The organism is Sutterella massiliensis (genome assembly GCF_016899755.1).
In the GTDB taxonomy this organism is placed as follows: Bacteria; Pseudomonadota; Gammaproteobacteria; order Burkholderiales; family Burkholderiaceae_F; genus Sutterella; species Sutterella massiliensis.
Genome location: NZ_JACJJC010000003.1, coordinates 1 through 18,884, shown reverse-complemented (window position 1 = coordinate 18,884; position 18,884 = coordinate 1). Strand labels below are relative to the sequence as shown.

Sequence of the window (18,884 nt, the reverse complement as noted above, 5' to 3'; positions counted from 1 at the left end):
TTGGCATCAACGAAGCGCAAGCCCGTAGACAGAAGAAAAGTCCAAATCGCGGCCCACGAAGATGCCGATTCGCGAACCTTGGTTCCGAGTGAGGGTCGGCGGGATGTTCCCTGACTGACGCATGGCTTCCCGGACGATTTCTTCCATGCCGTCCTGCGAGTTCTGGTAGTAGTTGACGCCGCCGTTGTTGTCGGAAGCCTGATTGCCGGCAAATTCGAAGCCGTCTTGGATCAGGCTGAAGAGCAAGGCGTTTCCAAAGCGCTTCCACCAGTGGTAGTCGACATGTCCGGAGAGGCCGCTTCCGCCCATTTCGTCGGTGCCGGGCGAGTCGAGGTTGATGCGCACGCCGGTCGGTGTCTGTAGCTGCGTCCACAAAACGAAGATGCGGTTGAGCCCATTTTCGACTGCCCCCTTGTATTCACCGATCACCTTGGAGCCGCGTTCAATGAGCAGTACTTTGCCGTCGGCGGAATAAAGCGGTCTAGGGATGACGCAGCTCGTCATGCCTGGAACCGTTGTGTCCACTTTGGTTTCCAGGATGCAGTCAATGAAAGTACCTTTGGGAAGGAGGAAAGTGCGATTTGGCATTCTGCGGGCCCGTACGCCGGGCGTGTCGACGGCGGAAAGCATGCTGCCAAGACGTCCGCCATCTCCCCGTGGGGCGCTGTCCATGTCGTCCGGTGCCCCTTGCACAGGTGCTGCAGAAGGACCGTCACTGTTCGCACTCATAAGTGGGGCGGCGAATCGACGCTCTTCGAGTGTTGGTTCCTGCTTTTGCGGTTGCACCGGCTGTGCCACGGCAACAGGTTGCACCGGCAACGGCGGCGGGGTGGTAGGCAGCGGCGGCTTTTCCTCCGGTTCTTCTTTGACGACCGGATCCGGCTCGGGCTTAGGTTCCGCTCTCTTGGGCGGTACCGGCGGCACGGTCAAAGATTTCGAACTCGTGTAGACGTTGAGGTCGTTTTCCGGAACGACTTCCGCCTCATCCGAGCCCAGCAGTGTTCCCTTGAATTGCCAGGCGGCAATGCCGATGAAACCTACGACGACACAGGCGGCAAAGAGTAAGAACGCTGATTGTTTGCTGCCGGTGCTGCGCTTTCCGGCGACGGAGGGAATACCGGCGGCGAGATCCGACGGCTCGGGCGCAGCTGTCTCTTCCTTTTTCTTATCGAACATCATTGACCTCCCACCGAAACACGACGCAGGCCGGGTACTGAGACGCCGGCTTCCGTGTCGGCTCCTCCACCTGTGTAGTTTTCGTTGTAGAGCCCGACGACGGCTTGCCCGGCTCGCAGGCGAAGGGCTTCATAGATGCCGTGCACCACGAGCCAATCGCCTTCTACATGCGCGTTGAGCAACGTTTCCGTCTCGTCCACGACGCGATAGACCGAGGGGAAATCGCTGCTTTTACCAAAACGAAGATAGGTGAAGCGTCCGTCGTCGAACGCTTCCACGGGTGCAATGCTGCGCGAGGTTTTAGCTTCACCGAAATTCATGGTGTAGTCGCGGTTGGAAGCCGGCGCTTCGGCGGCAGCAGCGGGCTTGGTGGCCGAGGTTTTCAGTTGGGCTTCCACGCGTTCTTTTTCGGTGGCAGCCACTCGCTTAGCCGCTTCTTCTTCCGGATAGGTGAAGGCCAACTCGTAGGTGGCGGTCTTGCGGTTCCACCCCAGGCGAAGGTCGAAGTGGTAGGTACGTTTGTTCGTGACCACGACGAGGTTGGTGCTGCCTTCTTTGGCGCGGGGCTTCAAAAAGAAGTGATTGCCGCGGGCGGCGAACTCCCAGGCCGTTGAAAAGCCCGAGGTGTGAACGTCGACTTTTTCGTCCTCCGCAAAAACGATGGAAGTCACAAGGCCGTTCACCGCGTAAATCGGATAAACCTGATTCTCTTCGTAGGCTGTTGTGTAGAGTCGCCGATCGAGCTTGCTGACGGTGGGCGTATCCAGAGCAAGAGCGCTTTTGCAAGCGAAGAGCGCCATAAGAACTACGGGGATTATCGCTTTTTTGCTATAACCCGAAGTGCGGTTGAGTACATAGGAGGTCCGCATCATGAAGGCAACGAAAACGTGGCGCGATATGTTGAGCAAGTCTTTGTCTGATCCGAACTTCCGCAAGGAATGGGAAGAAGCCAACGCCGAACTTGCCGAGCTCGACAAAATCATCGCGGCTCGTGCATCGGCTGGGCTTACGCAGGCTGACGTTGCTGCCCGCATGGGAACGACGCAGTCAGCAGTGGCTTGACTTGAAAGTAATTTGATGCGAGGCAGACTCCCTTCTGGCCGCACTCTGACGCGATACGCCAAGGCATTAGGCAAGCGCGTGGTAATTTCGTTCGTCTGATTCATAAAGACGCTCACTTCAGTTCCTGATCGACGCGGTAGGTCGTGACCTTGAAGCCGAATGGATTGATAAGCCGCTTGGCTTCTTCCACCTTGAAAGTCGGCACGTATTCGTATCCAATGCGCGCGGTCCAGACGTCCGCCCCTTCGGGTTGCCCGGTTTGCGTATCCACGAGCTTTTTGCGAAAACGCACGGTTGCAATTCCGTTGCCGTTCGGGACGACGCTCAAGAGCTCAACGAGGATGCGCTTGGTGTCGCCGATCGTTTGCTCCATGGAGTTTTTGTCCGTTCCGAACTGACGCGAGTACGGTTCAAAAACGTTGGGCATCGAGAGTTCGCGCGTCTTGATGTAGTCGTTTTCCAGCGTGCGGTAGTCGTAGGCTTCGCGCGCTTGGACGTACTCGGAAAGCCAGTACTTGTCCATGACTTCCGAGACCGGTATTTCTTCGGCGTTGGCAACCGAGAGGATGGTCGACATTCCGGTTGACTTGTCGACTTCGATGACGTAGGGGAGCGTCTCTTTGAGCGGCATCATGATGACGATGGCCGCCACCAGGGCAATGTTGGTTGCGCCCAGAATTTTCGCCGTGAGCCAGGCCCGGGCTTCCGACTTTTCAGCCAAGGAAAGGCGCGACGACTCCCAGCCGATCGCATCGGCGTACTTGGCGTCTTTCTCGGGTGCCTCAGTGGCCGTCGTCTGATTTTTCTTCTTTCGTCCGAACATGCGTTACTCCTTGGCGTTCTGATCATCCTCGACCGGGGAAAGGCCTTCTTCCACAGGGGCTGCCTGAAGCACCACCGGAGAACTTTCCGAGACGGCATTGGGCAAAATCGAATCGCTGAGCGGCACAACCACGGGAGCAACTGCGGGCTTTTCAAAGGGATCTAAGGAGGGCGGCTCATCCGCGAGGCGTGACCGAGTCGCGGTTTGTGATGCGTGAGTGCTGTTGACCGGAATGCGCTCTCCTGAGGGGAGCGGCGGCTTGGGAGCTCCGCAGCCGGTGAGAAAGAGCGAAGTCAGCGCCAAGGCGCAACAGATTGTCTGAAGGGATTTCATAGTCAACTCTTGGAAAGTCGGTCTCGAAGAATGTCGGCATTGGTTCGGGCGACGTCTTCATTGGGAGCCTGGTGGCGTTCAACCGGAGGCTCTTGAGACGATGCGGTTTCAGAAGTCGGCGAGGTCGTCGCTGCAGACGTGCCGGCTGCCACTCGCTCGGCCATGGAGGTGGAAGCGGAGTGTCCGGTCGGCGTTGCTGCCGCCTCCTGCGACTGCGTCGTGAAGCCCGCTGCGGGTGTGGTGGTTTGCGGGGCCGTGGTCGTTGCCGAGACTGACGCGTACTGTTCAGCGCGGAAAGCTGCGTCCTGTGCAGCGAACTGCGCAACCCGCTCGCTTTGTCGTGCTGCAGCAGCTGCGTTCATGCGGGCGAGGGTTTCTTCCGGCGTTTCCTGTCGGGTGAAGCTCGGTGCGGACGGGCTCGAAGATGCAGCCAAACCCGCCGAAGCCGTTACGCTGGTGGACACCGGGGCTGTTCTCGCTTGAGCGGCCTGTTGGTTCGTGGCGGTGGTGCGAGGAGCGGCCGTCGTCGTTGTGTTTTGAGAATTCGAGGCCATGGATTGCACGGCCGTTTCGTTTTGCATGACGCTCAGAAGTGTTCGGCCCAATCGGTACGAGCCGCCCAGAGCAGCTCCGAAAGCTGCAGCGCCGACCGTGCCGTGTTCGCCGAAGCCGTCACGGCTCATCAGGTGACTTCTCGAGTAGTTCTGAAGATCCGTGCTGCCCGATCCTTTTCCCATGCCGTTGACAAAGCCGCCGGTGATGTCACGAGCACCACGCCAGGTGTCATTCATCATTTGCCCCAATCCGGCAGCCTGTAGGGCAACACCGCCCACGATGGCGGCAGCGATGCTCGGAACAAGCTTGACGAGCGACGTCAATGCGAGGCCGAGTACGGAGAACTTCAGCACCGGCAGCCAGACGCTGATGAGTGGCCGGCCGCTTTCATAAGCGCGCAACGAATTCAAAAGGTCCGTGGCAAACGAGTGAAAGATGTTTGTCACGAGCAAGATGACGGCCGCGACCAGTACCGAGCAGAACACGTAGGTCACAACCGCTTTGATCCAACCATCGAACCAACTGCGAACGGCCGGAAACATCAGGCAGCAGATGAAGAGCGGCCCGAAGGCCAAAGCCAGGGTGAGCGAAATCTCATTGATGATGAGGACACCCGTGGCCGCAAAGGTGAGCGCCACCGAAATGGCGGCCATCAAAAGACCGAGGAAGAAAAGCGATAACCACGTGCCGAAAGCAGATACGACCGAAACTTTTCCCGCGGTGGAAAGGGCGACGTTGGTGACGAGCATGAGCTGCTTCCACATGTCGTCAATGGCCGTCCAGGCCCCTTGTGTGTCGACATTTCCCGCACCTGGCAAACGAAGGATGCCCACAAGCATGTTTTCCAGGCCGCGGATCGCCGGAATCACGTCGTTGACGTAGTTGAGCGCGTTAAGGCCGAAGTACGTGACGAGCAGAATTTTGCCCGCCGTCAGGACGAAGTCGGAAAGTGGAGAATCGATCCGTCCGTAGGTAATCAGGTAGCCCTTGATCAGGAAGTAGATCGTGAGGCAAGTCAGCAGCGGAATGCGGATTTCATCAATGAGGGCGGACGACGCCTGCGAAGCAAAGCTGCTGATGGCGTTTAGGACCTCTTCACCAAAGGATGCGAAGTACATGAGCCCCCTTTAGCGGCAGAGCGCTTCGATTTCGTCTTCACTGACCTCGCTGAAGGACGACCGGTGAAGTCGTTCGGTTTCGCGGCGTGCTGCTTCGCGTTGCATCGACTGCATTTGCGCGAGCTGAACGGATGCTTGTGCGCGGGCTGCGGAAAGCGACGCCATCTTCGCTTGAATCTGCGCCTGCAGTTCGCTTGCGCCCTTCATGTCCGACGTGCGGTTGATCTCTCCCATGAGCCCCTGCACTTCCGTGAGAATCTGCGAAGTCACGTTGTCGATTTCTTGAAGACTCGCCATGTACTCGGCCGCTACGGCCTGTTCGTTGCGGCAGCCTTCGAGTGCGGCGCCGTCCCACTCTGCGCACCGGGCTTCTAGATTCATGCTTTCGTAGACCGAGCGGCCTCGCGAGGAGAGAGCACTGAAGCCGTCCGAAAACGTACGGTTGAAGTTCTCCTGCAGCGATTCGGGCATCAGGCGAATCCAGTTTTGCGAATGGTGCAGCATGCCGAAACCGCGGCTGCCGGTCATAGAGTCGTACGTCGAGACGGCCTGGTCGTAGATTTGGACCGCCTGGTTGTACTGCTGCGTGAGCATTTGGTAGTCCTTGAGCATCTGCGTCCACTGCGTTATGAAGTTCGTCGCGGCCGCTCCGTCAAAGACGGGAATGCCGGTAGCCATGGCGTTGCTGATCACGAAGAGGGTAGCCAGAGTGCAAAGGCGCTTTTTCATACGACCTCCTTGAGGGGGTTATTGGCCGCGCAGCTCATTCCAGCGGCTTTCCTTGTGAAAGCGGTAGCGATAGGCCTTGTTCCAGCCGGTGTTTGATTTGCCGAACTTGGCTTTGCAACGACCTTGGAAGGCGGCCCACTTCTCCCAAATGGCTTGCGCGTCTTTCTCGAAGTAGTCCTCCATCAGCCAGTCTTCCGTGAGCGCGGAAAAGTCGGCCGAGGCGTTCATGGAGCAACCGAGTTCGTCCACGGCGAGACCGTCGACGAACGCTTCCACCTGCGCACGGTCGTACTTGTGCGGCAGCGTGGCGGCTGTGGTGATCGACCCAGCTGCCAAGAGAAGGCAGCCGGCGGTCAACGTGAAGGTGCGAAAGGCGTGCGTCATAGCGAATCCGATGCAGAAAATTGTTTTTGTCCGAGGAAGTACGGCAGCCACGCGGAGGGCGACTCGCCCACCGCACGGCGAAGGTCTTCCGCGAAGTGAATGGCGTCTGTGGAACCCGAGAGCACCTTGAGTGACCATCCGATGGGGCCGAGGTCCATCAGACAGAGAACGGAAGTCGTCCCCTGCTTGATGAGCATCGTTCGCGAGTCTTCCGGCAGGGCGCGGATGATTTCGAATTCGACGTCGCTCACCTTGAAGCCGTCGACATAGTCCTCACGGCTTGCTTTGGGGTTGGGAAGGAAAATCTGCGTGGCCGACTGCTCGATCACCGCTTTGGCAATGGGGCTCGAGAGTACGTCGGAAGGGCTTTGCGTGGCAAAGACTCCGAAGCCGTTTTGTTTTCGGATGGTTTTCAACTTGTTGAAGGCAAAGTCGGAGAAGGCTTCGTCGAGTAGCCACTTCCAAAACTCATCCATGATGAAAAACATCCTGCGGCCGTCAATCACTTCTTCCAAGCGATGCAGCAGGTAGAAAGCAATCGGCGAGCGGATGCTGCGGTTGTCGAGAAATTCCGTGCCGTCGATGCCGAAGTTGGGATGCGTGTTGAAGTCGAGCGTGTCCGTTTCGTTGTCAAAGACCCAGGCGAGCTCCCCGCCCGCGACCCACTTCTTGAGGCGCTTGGGTACCGAGCGAGCAATTTCCTCTCGCGTAGCTCCTTCGGTCATGTTTTCAAGGAGCACTCGGAACAGGCGGTGTTCCTTTCGCATGGACATAACGGCGGCGACCGCTCCCGCGATCTTCTCTTCGTCTTCCGGCGTGATGGGCAGTCCATCCATCGAGAGGATGAGACGGATGAACTTATTCAAAAACTGCACGTTGGCGGGCGTCGGCTCCAACTGAAAAGGATTGAACCCCGTCGGTTCCCCATTGCGGATCGTGAGATAGCCGCCGTCCAACGCTCGGACCGCGATTTCCGCACCGCGATCCTTGTCGAAGTAGATGGTCGTGAGCGGATGGTCCACATCGCGATACTTTTGCGCCAGGGCAAGGAGCGCATTGAGCGTCGCCGTTTTGCCCGAGCCCGACGTGCCGATGATCGTCGTGTTGGCAAGCGTCTTTTTGTCAAAGGCGTTTTCGCCGGGCTTTGAGGTATGAAAGTTGAAGTAAAAGGGCTGACCGCTTGGCGTGCGCAGGAGCGCCAACGCTTCGCCCCAAGGGTTGCCGTTGCGTTTCCCTTGCGGAAAGTTGTGCAACGGCGCGAGGTGCGCAAAATTGACGCTCGTAAGCGTAGCCAGACGCGGACGTTCCGGCCAGGCGTCGGGCTGTTGACTCAAGTAACTCCCAACGAGTGCGTGCGTGGAGATAAACGGCAGCAGGCCGCTGTCGGCGAGCGAATTGACGGCACGTTGCGCGTAGCTTCGCGCTTCGGCTTCCGTGTCCCCGATGACGAGAAGCGAATACGAGTATTCGCCCATGACAAAGAGGCCGTTGGCGACGCCGTCCATGGCGGCCGACATCTGCAGAATTTGCGTGCGCCCTGCGTCCTTCGACGAAAGAAGCTGCTTTTGCTGCAGCTGCAAAGCCTTGAGTCCCTTGGTCTTGGAGAGAAAGGCGAAGGTCTGCGTTTCAATGAAGGGGTAGTGCGCGGACTGCGATCGCGTGGCGGACTTCTGGTAGAGCAGATCGTCCAGAATGCCCGAGAAGGTTTCGAGGGCGTAGTCCTTGATTTCGACGCTTTGCGCGAACTTGCGGCCTTCCAGCGACTGCAGTTCGAGCACGTCGCTGCCGACGAAGACCTGAACGTTTCCGAGCGCCTGATAGAGCGGCGAAGACGGGATGCGGACCAGCTGCCAGCAGCCCGTCAACAGAAAGTTGTAGAAGGAGAGCTGCTCCGAGAATCGAACGCCCGCCACCTCCGTTTCTTTGAGGTGCCGCGGGCCGTATTTGCCCAGCGACTGCAGAAGCGTTTCGACGCGATTGCGAAAGTTCTTGAGGCGCTCCATGAGCGCTTCTTCCACAATCTCGACGCTACGTGCCTTGCTGCGGGGCGCAAGGTCGCGCTCGATAAGCGTGACGTAGAGCTCCGTCGCTATGAGCGGCTTTTGGTCCACCAGATTGTTGTAGGCGAGCGTAAAGTCGCGTGCGAAGCCCGGTGCGGAAGGTTCAGAGAGTCGATCCCGAACGAAGCGCCGAATGCGGTGAATCTGAATGGCCGTGTCGTCGGTTGCAATCATGCGCAGCAAGACGTTCAGCTGGTCGGCGCGCCGGTTGAGAAACTCATCGTCGGCTGTCTCAAAAGGAATCCCTTCAACGCGAATCGTGGCGATGAGCGAGCCGTTTCGGGACATAACGATGCCGTCATCGACGACGCTCGAGAGCGTGATGAATTTGTCGATGGCTCGTTCTCGACGCATCTGAGCGGCTTTATCGGTGAACATCAGCGCTCCTTACGTTTGTAGTCGGTCGGGGCAAGGCTTGCGACCGATCCCCAAAGGCGCTTGTTGAGCTGCCCGACATGACGGGTTTGCCAACTGATCCATAGCTGCCGGAAGGCTTGGTCGTCCTTGGCGGTGATCTGCGACATGATGCGCAGCGCCACGGGGACCAACAGAATGAGCGGCATCCACACCCAAAAGCCCAGCAAGAGTCCCAGGCCGCAAACCGCCACAAACGGTTTGATAGGAATGCCCATGACGCACGCCGGCCGTGTTGCGCCTTTGAAGATCGGTGAGGTTCGCATCTTGAAATCAACCCACGAAAAGGGAGGCGATCCAACCGGCCGAGCCGATCATGATGCCGCCCAAGAGGGGCTTTGCGACTTCCTGGAAGGCGTTCCCCATGAAAAGCACGCGAAAACCGGCCCACATGACCGAAATCGTCACCACGACGAGCGAGACGGTCTGCAGCGTCCCTTCGATCGTGTTGAAGAAGTTGGTGACCGACTGCGTGCCGGCCGCAGCGAGCGCGGGCTCGGTTGCAATGGCAGTCAGAAGGGCCAGGGGAAGAATTTTTTGAAAGCGGTTGAGTTTCATAGTGAAGTCCTCACGGCTAAGGGTTGGAGGCTGCTGATGCAGCCGGAAAAGTGAAAACGGAGATCCGGGCGGGACGCTTTGATTTGCGAAACGCAACCAAAGCGTCCCTGTGGCAATTCCCCGGAATTCCTTCGGGAGCTCGGCTTAGTAGTGCACGCGGTTGTAGAGCTTCCCTTCGATGTAGACGTCGATGGCCCGTGGCGGCTGCGCGTTCTGCCAGGAGATGGCTGAATAGACGAGAACTTGTCGGTAGCACGTCCGTGAGTAGCCGTCGGAGTCCTTGCAGCTGTAGCGCTCATACGCGATGCCCTGATAGTCGGCGGGCCTCACGCAGGCTTTAGAGCTCACCGTGGTGCAATGGCCGTCGCTATCGCAGCTTTCGTATTCGCCGTCGTAGTTGTATTTCGAAGGCTTCTTGGCGTAGTACCGGTTGCCGGAGCGCGAGAACTCGCTGCTTGACAAGACGCCCTGCAGGAGGTATCCGCGCGGCGCTTCCTCGTAGCCGTCGCCCAGCAACATGCACGGGTCGTAGCGGCCGTCGTTGCGTTGGGCATAGTTCCCTTCGCCCGATTGCGGACAACCAGGCATCGAGCATGGGTTGTGGCGTTTGGTTGAGCAGTCGATGTATTTCTCTACGGGGGGATGGCATTCGCTCACGGACTTCCAACCGTTGGGGTTCGCGAGGCACAAAAGCAGCTCACAACCCCAGCGGTCGTCGCCCGTCATGAGTTGATCGGCAGGGTAGAGCGCGTCGCTGTTGGTGGAAACCGGGCCAGTTGCAGCTGCGAAAGCGGAGCCGGTCAATAGAGACGAAAGGAGCGTCGCCGCTAGAAGGCCTTTGACCATATCAGCCCTCCGAAGTGCGGGGTTCAAGCGGTCGGCGATTGAGCTCCGCGAGGATGTCTCGCGAGTCCCAGCGCGTGTAGCGCTTGCGCTGCCGCACGGGTTTCGGAAAGCCGCGGTCGGCACGAACCCAGGCATAAATCGTCTTGGGCGTCACGCCAAAAATTTGCGCAACTTGCTTGGCGGTCAGAAAGGAGATGGAACTCAGAGAGGTTTCAGCCATACGTGCCTCAAGGGGTTCTTTCCGGTAACCGGTCGATCGACCCGTTACCGGACGCGGGGTGAAGAACGTAACTTCACGAGCTCCTTATCGAAGTCGCTTTCGAACGCGTCAATGAGAACGACCAAGGTGTCTTGAAGTTACGTATCGGGAGAAATTTCCCGTATCATACAACACATTAGTAAGTCTTACTAACACTGCACACTGCAAGAAACGTACAAACTTGGCCGTTTTCTCAAAATTTGTTATATAAAGGAATTACGAAAATTCCGATTCCTTGACAAACACGAGGCCGGCTGTGACTGAAAAGAGCATCTATGACATTCGACGTGAAAACCTGAACATCTTGATTGATGTCTATGGATCGATCGCAAGAATCAATCAGCTAACGGGGCGTCCGCGTACGGACTCTTCGCTCAGTCAGATTCGCAATCAGACGGTCAACACGGTGAACCACAACGTCCGTCGGATGGGAAAGAACCTTGCGCGATCCCTGGAAAAGCAATTGCGTTTGGGGGAAGGCTGGTTTGATGTTGAACACTCGGACGGCAACTCCGTTGCGGTGATCAACGTTCCTTTTGGTCAGGACGACGATGACGGTACGATCAAAATTTCCCCGATCGAGAAGCCGGTTGGGACAGGCGGTTCTTCACCGCTTAACCCTAAAAAGGACTTTATTGAAATGGGAAATCGTTTCTTTGACAAAATCATCGGTGCGCCCGGCGGCGCGACTCATGACCCTTCCGGGCTTCGCTTTCATGAGGCCGACAGCGATGCGTTTGCCGAGATTCCTCGTGACACGATCCTGATCGTAGACACCAATGTCCGTCAGTTCACCAAGCCGGGGTTCTACCTCATTCGCGTGAACGGCAACGACCTCTTGGTGAAAATTCGCCAGGGGATTGACGGGCAGTTCTTGATCTCCGCTGACGACTCGCTCCACGAAGAAAAGCCTTCGCTCGATGGCGTCGCCATCGTCGGACAGGCGATCTATGGATGGAAAGGGTTCCGGCTCTGATCGACCGTCATCGCGCTTTTTCTGACCTCTGACACTCTGCCGCCTTCGGGCGGCATTTTTGTACGCAAAGCTAGGTTTTGCATGTCTTCTGATCGACTTTGTAACGGATTTTGATGGGGCGAGAATTCTATTTTGTAAGCGAAAACTGCGTAAGTCAAAGTACAAAATTCTTGATTTTGTGATAAATTGGACTGCGGAATACTTACAAACACAGATCAGGAACGCCTCTATGCTCCGGGATTTGCTGCCCTTCATTTGCCGCAGGCTGGGACTCACAACGATTCAGCTCGGAATCTTGGACTCGCTGACGCTGCGCCTGGCAGTGGGCCAGAAATTGCGAAAAGACCAGGTTGCGATGCTGTACGCAGACATGCCGGCGCGTGATTTGGAGGCCGTGCTCTCCGTCTTCTTTGAGGAGTCGCCTGAAGGGCATTTGTTTTCAGCCGAAGCGCAGTTGCTGCATGACGAGATGGTGAACGGCACCGCTTCAAGCGGTGCGAGCGATGCAACGCACGCGACAACCGAAGCGGACAATCAAGAGGAAGAAGAAAAGCGGATTCGCCGCAGCCAAAAGGCCTCCAAAGCTTCAAAAGCTCGGTGGAAGCGCGAGCGAGAACGGCGACGTCAGCAGCAGATAGAACAAGCAGCGGAGCATGGTCGCCCCTCCTCCGAGCAATCCCACGGGCTTATCGAGGAAGCCCGCAAGCAACAGCTTGATTCTCACGAGCAGCGCAAGGATGCGCAAGAAGAAAACGACGCAATCCTCCAAGCTTCTGTCGAGCAAAGCGCACATGCTCCCGAGCATTCGGAGGAGCCGCAAGCATGGCGCGAGCATTCCGAGCATGCGCAAGCACAAACTTCGACGGAAAACGTGCCCGCTCACCCGGAATCGACGAGCACGCCAAGCTCAAGCTCGGCGCATGAAAGCGTGCTCCCGAGGATTGCTCCCAAGGAAAACAACGAGGATGCACAAGGAAAGCTTGAAGCCAACGAAGCTTCCGAGCATTCCTCCGAGAAGGCGAAAAGCTCGGAGCACCTTTTCCAAGAATCCGGCCCATCCTCCCAAGCTTCTTCACAAGCACTCACGCGCGCGCACGTACGCGCGTCGGATCTGATTTATCCGATATCCGATTCTGATCCGATCGGATCAGATCAGATCAGTAATCAGTGGATCGAAGCATTGCGCGCGCGAGGTTTTGCCGAAGGACAGCTGCGGAAAGCCCGGGGCGAATTTGAGGCTTTGATCCGGGGAGGACTGTCCTTGGAGCAGCTTCAGGTTGTGGCCGATCGCGTGATCGCCAACAAGCCCGGTGATTTTGCCTATGCCGTTCGCTACCTGCTCGCAGCCTGCACGAACGAATTGGCCGCGGCTAAGGCGGGTCCTCCCGCCATGGCGAAAGCCCCCGTCGGCCTCGTCAAAGCTGCGCCGGTGGCTGCTCCCAAGAAAACGGAGGAAGAGGAAGTCGCTGCGTTACAGCGGTTTCTGCAGCAAGGCGCGAATCCCTTTTGCCTTCCAGACCAGAAATGGTCTGCGGTGCAGCGGGTGCTCGAACACGCTCGTGACGAGTGGCTCCTGGCCGGCAAGGCCGTGGAAGGCATCAGTCCGTCCGGGAAGCCTGTGCGCGACCTGAGGGCAGCCAAACAAATCAAGTACTACGGAGTGGAAGATGCAAAAGCACGAATTGCAAAACGCCACCGCAACTGATCGTCTGAGCCGATCGGGCTACTGCAAAAAACACGGCGAGTACGTCGAAGCCGGACGAAAACTCTTCGGGCACGAGATTTGGTTCGGTTGCGCGAAGTGTGAGGAGGAGGAACGTAAGCGCCAGGCGGAGCTTGACAAGCTCGAAGAAGCACGAGGACGTGCTTGGAGCTATCGGGTGCTTTTCGGAGAATGGCTCCCAAAAGCCTTCGACTTGCCGCTTGAAAGCTTCGAGGTGGTCGATGCAGCCATGGGGGACGCCTACTGCATCGCCGAGGAATACGTGCGCAATTTCCATCGCTATCGAAGCGAAGGACGGGGTTTGTTCTTCACGGGAACGGCCGGTACCGGAAAGACCAAGCTCGCCTGCGGAGTGCTCAAGTCGCTATTTCCGGACGTTGTCGGCTGTTACGTCACGCTGAGTGACCTGGGGGACCGCGTGCGTCAAACGTGGCGAAGTGCGAGTGGGGAAAGCGCTCCCTTTACCGAGGCGCAGCTTTTGAACGCTGTTTACCGAGCCCCGCTTTTGGTGTTCGACGAAATTGGAACGATTGCCAAGCCCCAGGACGGCGAACTGCTTTTCAAGGTGATCAACACGCGCTACAGCAACCTGCTGCCGACGATCGGGATTTCAAACCTGAGCTTAACGGAGCTCTGCAGCCTCTACAGCGACCGTCTCAGCCGTCGATTGGAGGAGAGAAGCCGGACGGTCGTCTTTGATTGGACGCCTTGGCAAGAGCGCCATCAGCAGAACGAAAACGGACTTTTTCAGGAAGGTGAACGATGACGAATAGCCTCAGAAAACCCACACGCCTCACGACCCGCATTGAAAAGGCAACCTTGGTCGCCATCGAATTGCTGCATCCGAACTTGGAGCACGAACTCGCGCCGATTTCCGCGCGGCAGCTGCTCGACAGCGTGCAGCACAGCATGCCGAATGACCAGGTCTCCGAAAGCGAACTGCTGATCGCCGTGAACAAGCTCCACCAAAAGGGCCATTTGGCGGAGCTGCAGATTCAGGCTGCGCCCGAAGACGGCAGCCTCGTATTCATGGTGCGGGGGAGCGGCTACGCCGAACGCTCCCGCGGCTACAAGCAATCGTGGCGCAGAAAGTACACGGCCTACGGGCTCAAGTACACCATTGCGTTTCTGACCCCGGAACAGGCGGAACTCGTACAGCGACTACACAGCGCAAATCTCGCCCGCTGTAAGGCCGCTATCGCGAGCGACGCCAACGCCAAGTTGGCCGCTGCGGTGCAGCCCGTGGAAGACGCGGCTACGCAGGCCTTGAAGTCCGCCGTGATGGCGATCGGAGGTTGAGATGAAGAGACTCGCGATAATGAATGAGAAAGGCGGTGTCGGGAAATCCATGGTGGCCTGCCAGTTTGCCTTTTATGCCGCACTCAAGCGCGGGCTGCGCGTCCTGGTGCTCGACTTCGACCAACAGGGGAACACGACCAACACGCTCACGCATTCGGGCAAATGCTGCGTCGCCACGGTTTCGACCGGAAAGCTCCTTGTGAACGCGGAAGTACCGAGTGCTGAAGAGCTTGATGCGCCCTTCGTGCTGATGCCTGCGGACAACTACTTGGTGCAGCTCGAACGCACGGGCGTAACAAATCACCAGACGTTCATTTTGAACCTCAACAACGCCTTGGAGACGCTCGACGACCAGTTCGATCTCTGCGTCATCGACACCAATCCGTCGCCCGACGTACGGGCTACGGCTGCGATGGCAAACGCCACGCACGTTCTTGCCCCGTTGGAACTGAAACAAGAGTCGCTCGACGGCGTTTTTGAGCTCCTCAACAAAGTGCGCGGTGTGCAGGAGAGCTTGAACCCGGAGCTGCAGCTTTTGGGACTGCTGCCGAACTTGGTCGAAAAGAAGCCCTACCAGATTGCCGGGCTCAATGCACTTCTCACCGGAGCCGGGAAATTCCTTTTCATGCTGCCGAGCGGCAAGCCTGCGGCGATTCCCAATGCAGCAGCCATTGCCGAGGCACAAGGGGACGGCCGACCGCTATGGGAAGGCCCGCGCACGAAAGTGGAACGCGTGTCGGGCATTTGTCGACAGGTGTGGGAAGCCATGGCCGACCAAATGGGGCTTGAAAACCGAGCCGAACAACAACCGCAGGAGAAAGCGTGATGGCACTGGACGTTTCAAGACTCAAGGCAATGACGGAAGGTTATTCCTCGCTCGGACACCACCCCGGCAACAGCGTGTTGGAGATTGCGCTCGACAAAATCGAACGAGACGAGTCGCAGCCGCGAAAGAACTTTGACGAGGACACGTTGCGCGACCTTGCTGAGTCCATTGAAGCCTATGGACTGCTGCAGCCCATCGTCGTTCGCAAAAAGCCGAACGCTCTGGACCGCTACATCATCGTAGCGGGCGAACGCCGGTACCGGGCTTCGCAGTTGCTCAGGGTACACACGATCAAGGCGGTGCTCTTGGAGACCGATCACGATGACGCTGAGCTCGGCTACCTGCAGGTGATTGAAAACATCAAGCGTGATGCGCTCACGACGGCCGAAATCGCCGACTTCATTGCCGGCCGTATCGGCGCGAGGGAAACCGCCGTTTCGATCGGTAAGAAGCTGGGCATTTCCAAGCCGCAGATGACGCGCTACGCCGCTTGGGGCGACATGCCAGAGAGTATTCGCGAACTCGTTCGTTCGCAGAAGGTACCCTCCATCAAGATCGCCTATGAGCTTTATCGCAAATGGAAAGAAACGCCGGAGGCTGTAGACGTCGCTATTTCGGAGGCGGCGGATGACTTCGAGTGGACGATGGCGGCGGTCAAGAGAATCGGCAACGCACCGGAGGTCGAGGACTTCGACACCGGGGCTGCAGAGCCTATTGAGGCGGTGCAAAACCAGGAAGAGGGAGAGACTCCGGAAGAGCCGCGAGTCGTCGAAACCGAGGAAACGGCCGCGCAATGGGACGTTGGTGCCGATGAAGACGAAGAGTCGGCGTCCTTCGAGCCCCCAACCGATTCTGAAGAAGAGGACGGTGTAGCGGAGGTGTCCTTTGACGAAGCGACTGTTGAAACGGTCGACGCACGTTCCGCGAATAAGCGTCTTCCCTGCGTTGTCGTTGTGGTCGACGGACGTGAAGCGGCTTTGATTCTCAAGCACGCACCCGATGGTTTCGTGACGGTGCAGTTTCTTGATGAGGACGATGCCGAGACCGTCGAGGTGGAGGTTGAACGCGTACGGCTGCTGAGGGTGGAAGATGGACAAGACGAATGACAGCGCCGTGCTTTCACTCCGGCTTCAGGGTGCTGCCTTGGCGGAACTGACCGAGCGCGCGCAGTACGCGGGAAAGACGCGCTCTCGATTTGCGCGGGAGCTCATCATGAAGGCGTTGGCGATTCCCGCCCCGGCGAGAACGATCTTTCGGGCGGTGGACGAGGAGGAACTGACGAAGCCATACGCGCTCAAGCTGCTGCTCAAAGAAAGCGAGAACGCCGCTCTCACGCGCATTGCGGAGGCTCAAGGCGTGAGCCGCCAACAGCTGGTGATCGGCTTCATTCGAATGGCAGCTGCGTCGGAGGCGCAGTTCACCAAAGACGAAACGCAGGCGCTCTATGCGGCGACCTGGGAGCTGCGCAAGATCGGCGTGAACATCAATCAGATTGCCCGCCGCTTGAACGAGGAAGCCAAGGCAGGCCGTCTGCGTGGAACGGAAGCCGCGCAGTTTCTCAAGCTTTCGACGGCACTAACGAACCGCATGGAGCATGTTGTCGGTAAGGTGGGCGGCCTCATCAAAGCAAGCCGTGCTCGGTGCAAGCTCGTCGAAGTTACAAGGGAGAACCAATCATGAAAAGAGAAGCATTGCTTGCGCTTGCCGCCGGCTTTCGAGAATCCAATCCGAAGCTTGCTGGACATGGATTCGTGACGATCTACAAGGGGATGGTCACCGGGTGGAAACGGATGCTGAATCGCCCCGGGACGGAGGTTCCGGGAGCCTACGCAGTGGGAGCGGACGCAAGCATCTTCCGCGCTTGCGGCGGGGATGAAGAGCACGGTGCGCGTACGTTTCTCCCTGCTACCGACAATTGCTTGAACGCGGACGAAGCACGCGCAGAATGCTCGCAAGCATGCAGCGGATGCTCGGAGCATGAGTTGAATGATTGTGGAGCATCAATTCAAGCCAACGGCCTTGACAATGCAAGCAGCCGATAGGCATACTTCAAGCAAGTCCTCCGTGAAAGCGACGGAGGCCGGGCCTAGGAAACCCGAACCAGTGGCGTGAGCCGCATTTTGGAGTTGTTCTCCGCGGCTTTTTTCATGCCTGCTAGTTCCTCATTTTTGAGGAGTTGGCGCACAAGCACTTCAAGGTGCAGATCTCCATTATGGGAGAGGCTTGCGGGTCAGCCTTGTGCTGGGCCGTGCCACTGGACGGTTTTCCTACCCCGCAATGCCTCGCCCGCCACCCTAGGAAAGTGGCTCGAGGAAGTTTTTTCCCAGTGGAGACTGCTATGCAAGCTGTCATGAAAGGAACCGTTGCGCCGATCGTTGAGATCGTCGACGGTATTCCGACCGTACTTTCAACGAACGTTGCAGCTGTTTTCGAAAAACGAAACGACAACGTCATCCGTGACATCGAAGAGATCCTGCGCGCTCTGCCCGAGAATCGCAAGGACAATTTCATCGAAACACAGATTGAGCGCCCCAGCAACCTTGGACGCGGAACCGTAAAGAGCAAGGCTTATCGGCTGACCCGCGATGGTTTCACGTTTCTTGTCATGGGTTACACCGGCGAGAAAGCCGCGAGATTCAAGTGGGCCTACATCGACGAATTCAATCGACAGCAAGCCCTTCTCGAGAACAAGGCTTTTCCTCAAACGCAACCTGAGCGAATAGTGCTTGCTACCGATTCGCTTGCGGAAAGTGTGCTGCGAGGCCTTTCCGGCCAGATTGACGCGGAGAATGTGGGCGACAAGCTCGTGACCATCGGCACGGTGCTGCAGGTCGTCGGGACGATTCAAAAGGTGCCTGCGTCGGGGCCGCAACTGCAGGCGGCACTCAACGCGTTTCAGCAGGCGCTTGAGAAATCTTGTGACGCTGATGAGTTGGAAAAGCAACGCCGCCGCAGCCTTAAAGCGCGCAATGCAGCCAGGGCGCGGTGGGATCGTATTCGCCAGGGAGGTGCTGAATGATGAGAGCTGAAATCACCAATCTTCCGATGTTCGACGAGTACGCCTTCATCGAGCAGCACGGCCATGAACTCACCAATGACGAGCTCGAAGTGCTTTCAGAGCGAATCGACACCCTTGATCGACATATCATCGCCTTCAACGACGCGGCGATCGACATGCTGCACCGCGCCATTTCTGACCAGGCCTTCGAAGAGGGCAGCGTCGTGGCGGCCAATCTCCTTGAACTACTTGGGGGCATGCAGCGGTACGTGTACCGGGCGCGCGAAGCGCTCGCAGAATGCGTGACGGACGAGACGCCGTCGGAGTTGACCTTCGTGAGCGACACGTGAGCGCCCCGAAAAGTTTCCCCGGGAAACTTTTCGACGGTCCTCAGAGGGATGAGGGTGGTTGTGGTGACTAGGGCAGGATCGCGAACTTGGGGCGAAACGTATACACGTCCGCCCAAGTTCGCCACAACCACCGCCGTTGGCGGTCGAGTCCTGCGGCCTCGGGTTGAACTTTAAGTTCATCTATCCAATGGATGGATTTCGAGCTTGGGCAGAGTCTTTACGATCTTCATCGTTTCCAGGCTGACTGTGATGACCTTCAGGAAGAGGTCCAACGGGTAGCGTTCGCTGCCCATCTCGGTCGCATAGTCGTTGAAGTCATTCACGATGCCGGAAGCTTTGTCGATGCTGACGCAAGCGCGTTCCACCACCCAGTCGAGCGCCGACTTCTTGTTGAC

At 57.8% G+C, this 18,884-nt stretch carries 23 protein-coding genes; 10 read left to right on the top strand and 13 right to left on the bottom strand.

What is annotated here, in order from left to right; translation table 11 throughout:
• Positions 1-6: 6 nt before the first annotated feature.
• Together virB10 and virB9 are read right to left on the bottom strand one after the other, a co-directional pair.
• Complete coding sequence (virB10, locus tag H6A60_RS02600; protein ID WP_005430322.1) at positions 7-1,179, bottom strand: type IV secretion system protein VirB10; 1,173 nt, start codon at positions 1,177-1,179, stop codon at positions 7-9.
• Positions 1,176-1,976 carry a P-type conjugative transfer protein VirB9 gene (gene virB9 / locus H6A60_RS02595; protein ID WP_239477542.1) on the bottom strand — a complete coding sequence of 267 codons (801 nt, stop codon included), beginning with the start codon at positions 1,974-1,976 and terminating at the stop codon, positions 1,176-1,178. Before virB9 ends, virB10 begins: the two co-directional genes overlap by 4 nt.
• A gap of 70 nt (positions 1,977-2,046) precedes the next feature.
• On the opposite strand from virB9, the gene H6A60_RS02590 reads away from it, so the two are divergent.
• Positions 2,047-2,238: a helix-turn-helix domain-containing protein gene (locus H6A60_RS02590; RefSeq protein ID WP_338054827.1), complete on the top strand. Its 192-nt coding sequence runs from the start codon at positions 2,047-2,049 to the stop codon at positions 2,236-2,238.
• Positions 2,239-2,350: 112 nt separating this feature from the next.
• On the opposite strand, the gene H6A60_RS02585 is transcribed toward H6A60_RS02590, so the two are convergent.
• The 10 genes from H6A60_RS02585 to H6A60_RS02540 all read right to left on the bottom strand — a co-directional run bounded on the left by H6A60_RS02585 (position 2,351) and on the right by H6A60_RS02540 (position 10,278).
• Positions 2,351-3,061: a VirB8 family type IV secretion system protein gene (locus tag H6A60_RS02585; protein ID WP_205101869.1), complete on the bottom strand. Its 711-nt coding sequence runs from the start codon at positions 3,059-3,061 to the stop codon at positions 2,351-2,353.
• A 3-nt stretch (positions 3,062-3,064) separates the two neighbouring features.
• Entirely contained in the window at positions 3,065-3,394 is a 330-nt protein-coding gene (locus H6A60_RS02580; RefSeq protein ID WP_205101868.1) for a hypothetical protein, read from the bottom strand.
• Between the two features lie 2 nt (positions 3,395-3,396).
• Positions 3,397-5,067, bottom strand: coding sequence for a TrbL/VirB6 family protein (locus H6A60_RS02575; RefSeq protein WP_205101867.1), 1,671 nt, complete (start codon positions 5,065-5,067; stop codon positions 3,397-3,399).
• A gap of 9 nt (positions 5,068-5,076) precedes the next feature.
• Positions 5,077-5,796: a TrbJ/VirB5 family protein gene (locus tag H6A60_RS02570; protein WP_205101866.1), complete on the bottom strand. Its 720-nt coding sequence runs from the start codon at positions 5,794-5,796 to the stop codon at positions 5,077-5,079.
• 18 nt (positions 5,797-5,814) lie between these two features.
• Positions 5,815-6,180, bottom strand: a complete 366-nt coding sequence (locus H6A60_RS02565; protein ID WP_205101865.1) for a hypothetical protein — start codon at positions 6,178-6,180, stop codon at positions 5,815-5,817.
• Positions 6,177-8,618 carry a VirB4 family type IV secretion/conjugal transfer ATPase gene (locus tag H6A60_RS02560; protein ID WP_205101864.1) on the bottom strand — a complete coding sequence of 814 codons (2,442 nt, stop codon included), beginning with the start codon at positions 8,616-8,618 and terminating at the stop codon, positions 6,177-6,179. The genes H6A60_RS02565 and H6A60_RS02560 overlap by 4 nt, the downstream gene beginning before the upstream one ends.
• The gene (locus tag H6A60_RS02555) at positions 8,618-8,920 is read right to left on the bottom strand and encodes a VirB3 family type IV secretion system protein (protein ID WP_205101863.1); all 303 of its coding nucleotides are present in this window, start codon (positions 8,918-8,920) and stop codon (positions 8,618-8,620) included. Before H6A60_RS02555 ends, H6A60_RS02560 begins: the two co-directional genes overlap by 1 nt.
• Positions 8,921-8,927: 7 nt before the next feature.
• Positions 8,928-9,212 (bottom strand): TrbC/VirB2 family protein, encoded by a 285-nt coding sequence (locus H6A60_RS02550; protein ID WP_205101862.1) that lies wholly within the window; start codon positions 9,210-9,212, stop codon positions 8,928-8,930.
• Between the two features lie 144 nt (positions 9,213-9,356).
• Positions 9,357-10,058: a hypothetical protein gene (locus H6A60_RS02545; protein WP_239477540.1), complete on the bottom strand. Its 702-nt coding sequence runs from the start codon at positions 10,056-10,058 to the stop codon at positions 9,357-9,359.
• A 1-nt stretch (position 10,059) separates the two neighbouring features.
• Complete coding sequence (locus H6A60_RS02540; protein ID WP_005430295.1) at positions 10,060-10,278, bottom strand: helix-turn-helix transcriptional regulator; 219 nt, start codon at positions 10,276-10,278, stop codon at positions 10,060-10,062.
• 295 nt (positions 10,279-10,573) lie between these two features.
• Between H6A60_RS02540 and H6A60_RS02535 the strand changes: the two genes are divergently transcribed.
• The 9 genes from H6A60_RS02535 to H6A60_RS02495 all read left to right on the top strand — a co-directional run bounded on the left by H6A60_RS02535 (position 10,574) and on the right by H6A60_RS02495 (position 18,489).
• The gene (locus H6A60_RS02535; protein ID WP_205101861.1) at positions 10,574-11,293 is read left to right on the top strand and encodes a hypothetical protein; all 720 of its coding nucleotides are present in this window, start codon (positions 10,574-10,576) and stop codon (positions 11,291-11,293) included.
• 58 nt (positions 11,294-11,351) lie between these two features.
• Positions 11,352-12,998, top strand: a complete 1,647-nt coding sequence (locus tag H6A60_RS02530; RefSeq protein WP_205101860.1) for a hypothetical protein — start codon at positions 11,352-11,354, stop codon at positions 12,996-12,998.
• Positions 12,961-13,782, top strand: coding sequence for an ATP-binding protein (locus tag H6A60_RS02525; RefSeq protein ID WP_205101859.1), 822 nt, complete (start codon positions 12,961-12,963; stop codon positions 13,780-13,782). The genes H6A60_RS02530 and H6A60_RS02525 overlap by 38 nt, the downstream gene beginning before the upstream one ends.
• Complete coding sequence (locus H6A60_RS02520) at positions 13,779-14,315, top strand: hypothetical protein (RefSeq protein WP_205101858.1); 537 nt, start codon at positions 13,779-13,781, stop codon at positions 14,313-14,315. The genes H6A60_RS02525 and H6A60_RS02520 overlap by 4 nt, the downstream gene beginning before the upstream one ends.
• A 1-nt stretch (position 14,316) precedes the next feature.
• The gene (locus H6A60_RS02515; RefSeq protein WP_005430285.1) at positions 14,317-15,141 is read left to right on the top strand and encodes a ParA family protein; all 825 of its coding nucleotides are present in this window, start codon (positions 14,317-14,319) and stop codon (positions 15,139-15,141) included.
• Positions 15,141-16,247: a ParB/RepB/Spo0J family partition protein gene (locus tag H6A60_RS02510; protein ID WP_205101856.1), complete on the top strand. Its 1,107-nt coding sequence runs from the start codon at positions 15,141-15,143 to the stop codon at positions 16,245-16,247. Before H6A60_RS02515 ends, H6A60_RS02510 begins: the two co-directional genes overlap by 1 nt.
• Entirely contained in the window at positions 16,231-16,821 is a 591-nt protein-coding gene (gene mobC / locus H6A60_RS02505; RefSeq protein WP_205101855.1) for a plasmid mobilization relaxosome protein MobC, read from the top strand. The genes H6A60_RS02510 and mobC overlap by 17 nt, the downstream gene beginning before the upstream one ends.
• A gap of 658 nt (positions 16,822-17,479) precedes the next feature.
• Positions 17,480-18,160 carry a Rha family transcriptional regulator gene (locus H6A60_RS02500; protein WP_205101854.1) on the top strand — a complete coding sequence of 227 codons (681 nt, stop codon included), beginning with the start codon at positions 17,480-17,482 and terminating at the stop codon, positions 18,158-18,160.
• Positions 18,157-18,489 (top strand): hypothetical protein, encoded by a 333-nt coding sequence (locus tag H6A60_RS02495; protein WP_205101853.1) that lies wholly within the window; start codon positions 18,157-18,159, stop codon positions 18,487-18,489. The genes H6A60_RS02500 and H6A60_RS02495 overlap by 4 nt, the downstream gene beginning before the upstream one ends.
• Positions 18,490-18,665: 176 nt before the next feature.
• Here the strand turns inward: H6A60_RS02495 and H6A60_RS02490 are convergent.
• Positions 18,666-18,884, bottom strand: a 219-nt coding sequence (locus H6A60_RS02490; RefSeq protein ID WP_205101852.1) for a type ISP restriction/modification enzyme, incomplete at its 5' end; no start/stop codon positions are given.

Bases quoted from the DNA above. Each gene is read 5' to 3' on its own strand.
- virB10 (WP_005430322.1), bottom strand. From the start codon at position 1,179: ATGATGTTCGATAAGAAAAAGGAAGAGACAGCTGCGCCCGAGCCGTCG.
- virB9 (WP_239477542.1), bottom strand. From the start codon at position 1,976: ATGGCGCTCTTCGCTTGCAAAAGCGCTCTTGCTCTGGATACGCCCACC.
- H6A60_RS02590 (WP_338054827.1), top strand. From the start codon at position 2,047: ATGAAGGCAACGAAAACGTGGCGCGATATGTTGAGCAAGTCTTTGTCT.
- H6A60_RS02585 (WP_205101869.1), bottom strand. From the start codon at position 3,061: ATGTTCGGACGAAAGAAGAAAAATCAGACGACGGCCACTGAGGCACCC.
- H6A60_RS02580 (WP_205101868.1), bottom strand. From the start codon at position 3,394: ATGAAATCCCTTCAGACAATCTGTTGCGCCTTGGCGCTGACTTCGCTC.
- H6A60_RS02575 (WP_205101867.1), bottom strand. From the start codon at position 5,067: ATGTACTTCGCATCCTTTGGTGAAGAGGTCCTAAACGCCATCAGCAGC.
- H6A60_RS02570 (WP_205101866.1), bottom strand. From the start codon at position 5,796: ATGAAAAAGCGCCTTTGCACTCTGGCTACCCTCTTCGTGATCAGCAAC.
- H6A60_RS02565 (WP_205101865.1), bottom strand. From the start codon at position 6,180: ATGACGCACGCCTTTCGCACCTTCACGTTGACCGCCGGCTGCCTTCTC.
- H6A60_RS02560 (WP_205101864.1), bottom strand. From the start codon at position 8,618: ATGTTCACCGATAAAGCCGCTCAGATGCGTCGAGAACGAGCCATCGAC.
- H6A60_RS02555 (WP_205101863.1), bottom strand. From the start codon at position 8,920: ATGCGAACCTCACCGATCTTCAAAGGCGCAACACGGCCGGCGTGCGTC.
- H6A60_RS02550 (WP_205101862.1), bottom strand. From the start codon at position 9,212: ATGAAACTCAACCGCTTTCAAAAAATTCTTCCCCTGGCCCTTCTGACT.
- H6A60_RS02545 (WP_239477540.1), bottom strand. From the start codon at position 10,058: ATGGTCAAAGGCCTTCTAGCGGCGACGCTCCTTTCGTCTCTATTGACC.
- H6A60_RS02540 (WP_005430295.1), bottom strand. From the start codon at position 10,278: ATGGCTGAAACCTCTCTGAGTTCCATCTCCTTTCTGACCGCCAAGCAA.
- H6A60_RS02525 (WP_205101859.1), top strand. From the start codon at position 12,961: ATGCAAAAGCACGAATTGCAAAACGCCACCGCAACTGATCGTCTGAGC.
- H6A60_RS02520 (WP_205101858.1), top strand. From the start codon at position 13,779: ATGACGAATAGCCTCAGAAAACCCACACGCCTCACGACCCGCATTGAA.
- H6A60_RS02515 (WP_005430285.1), top strand. From the start codon at position 14,317: ATGAAGAGACTCGCGATAATGAATGAGAAAGGCGGTGTCGGGAAATCC.
- H6A60_RS02510 (WP_205101856.1), top strand. From the start codon at position 15,141: ATGGCACTGGACGTTTCAAGACTCAAGGCAATGACGGAAGGTTATTCC.
- mobC (WP_205101855.1), top strand. From the start codon at position 16,231: ATGGACAAGACGAATGACAGCGCCGTGCTTTCACTCCGGCTTCAGGGT.
- H6A60_RS02500 (WP_205101854.1), top strand. From the start codon at position 17,480: ATGCAAGCTGTCATGAAAGGAACCGTTGCGCCGATCGTTGAGATCGTC.
- H6A60_RS02495 (WP_205101853.1), top strand. From the start codon at position 18,157: ATGATGAGAGCTGAAATCACCAATCTTCCGATGTTCGACGAGTACGCC.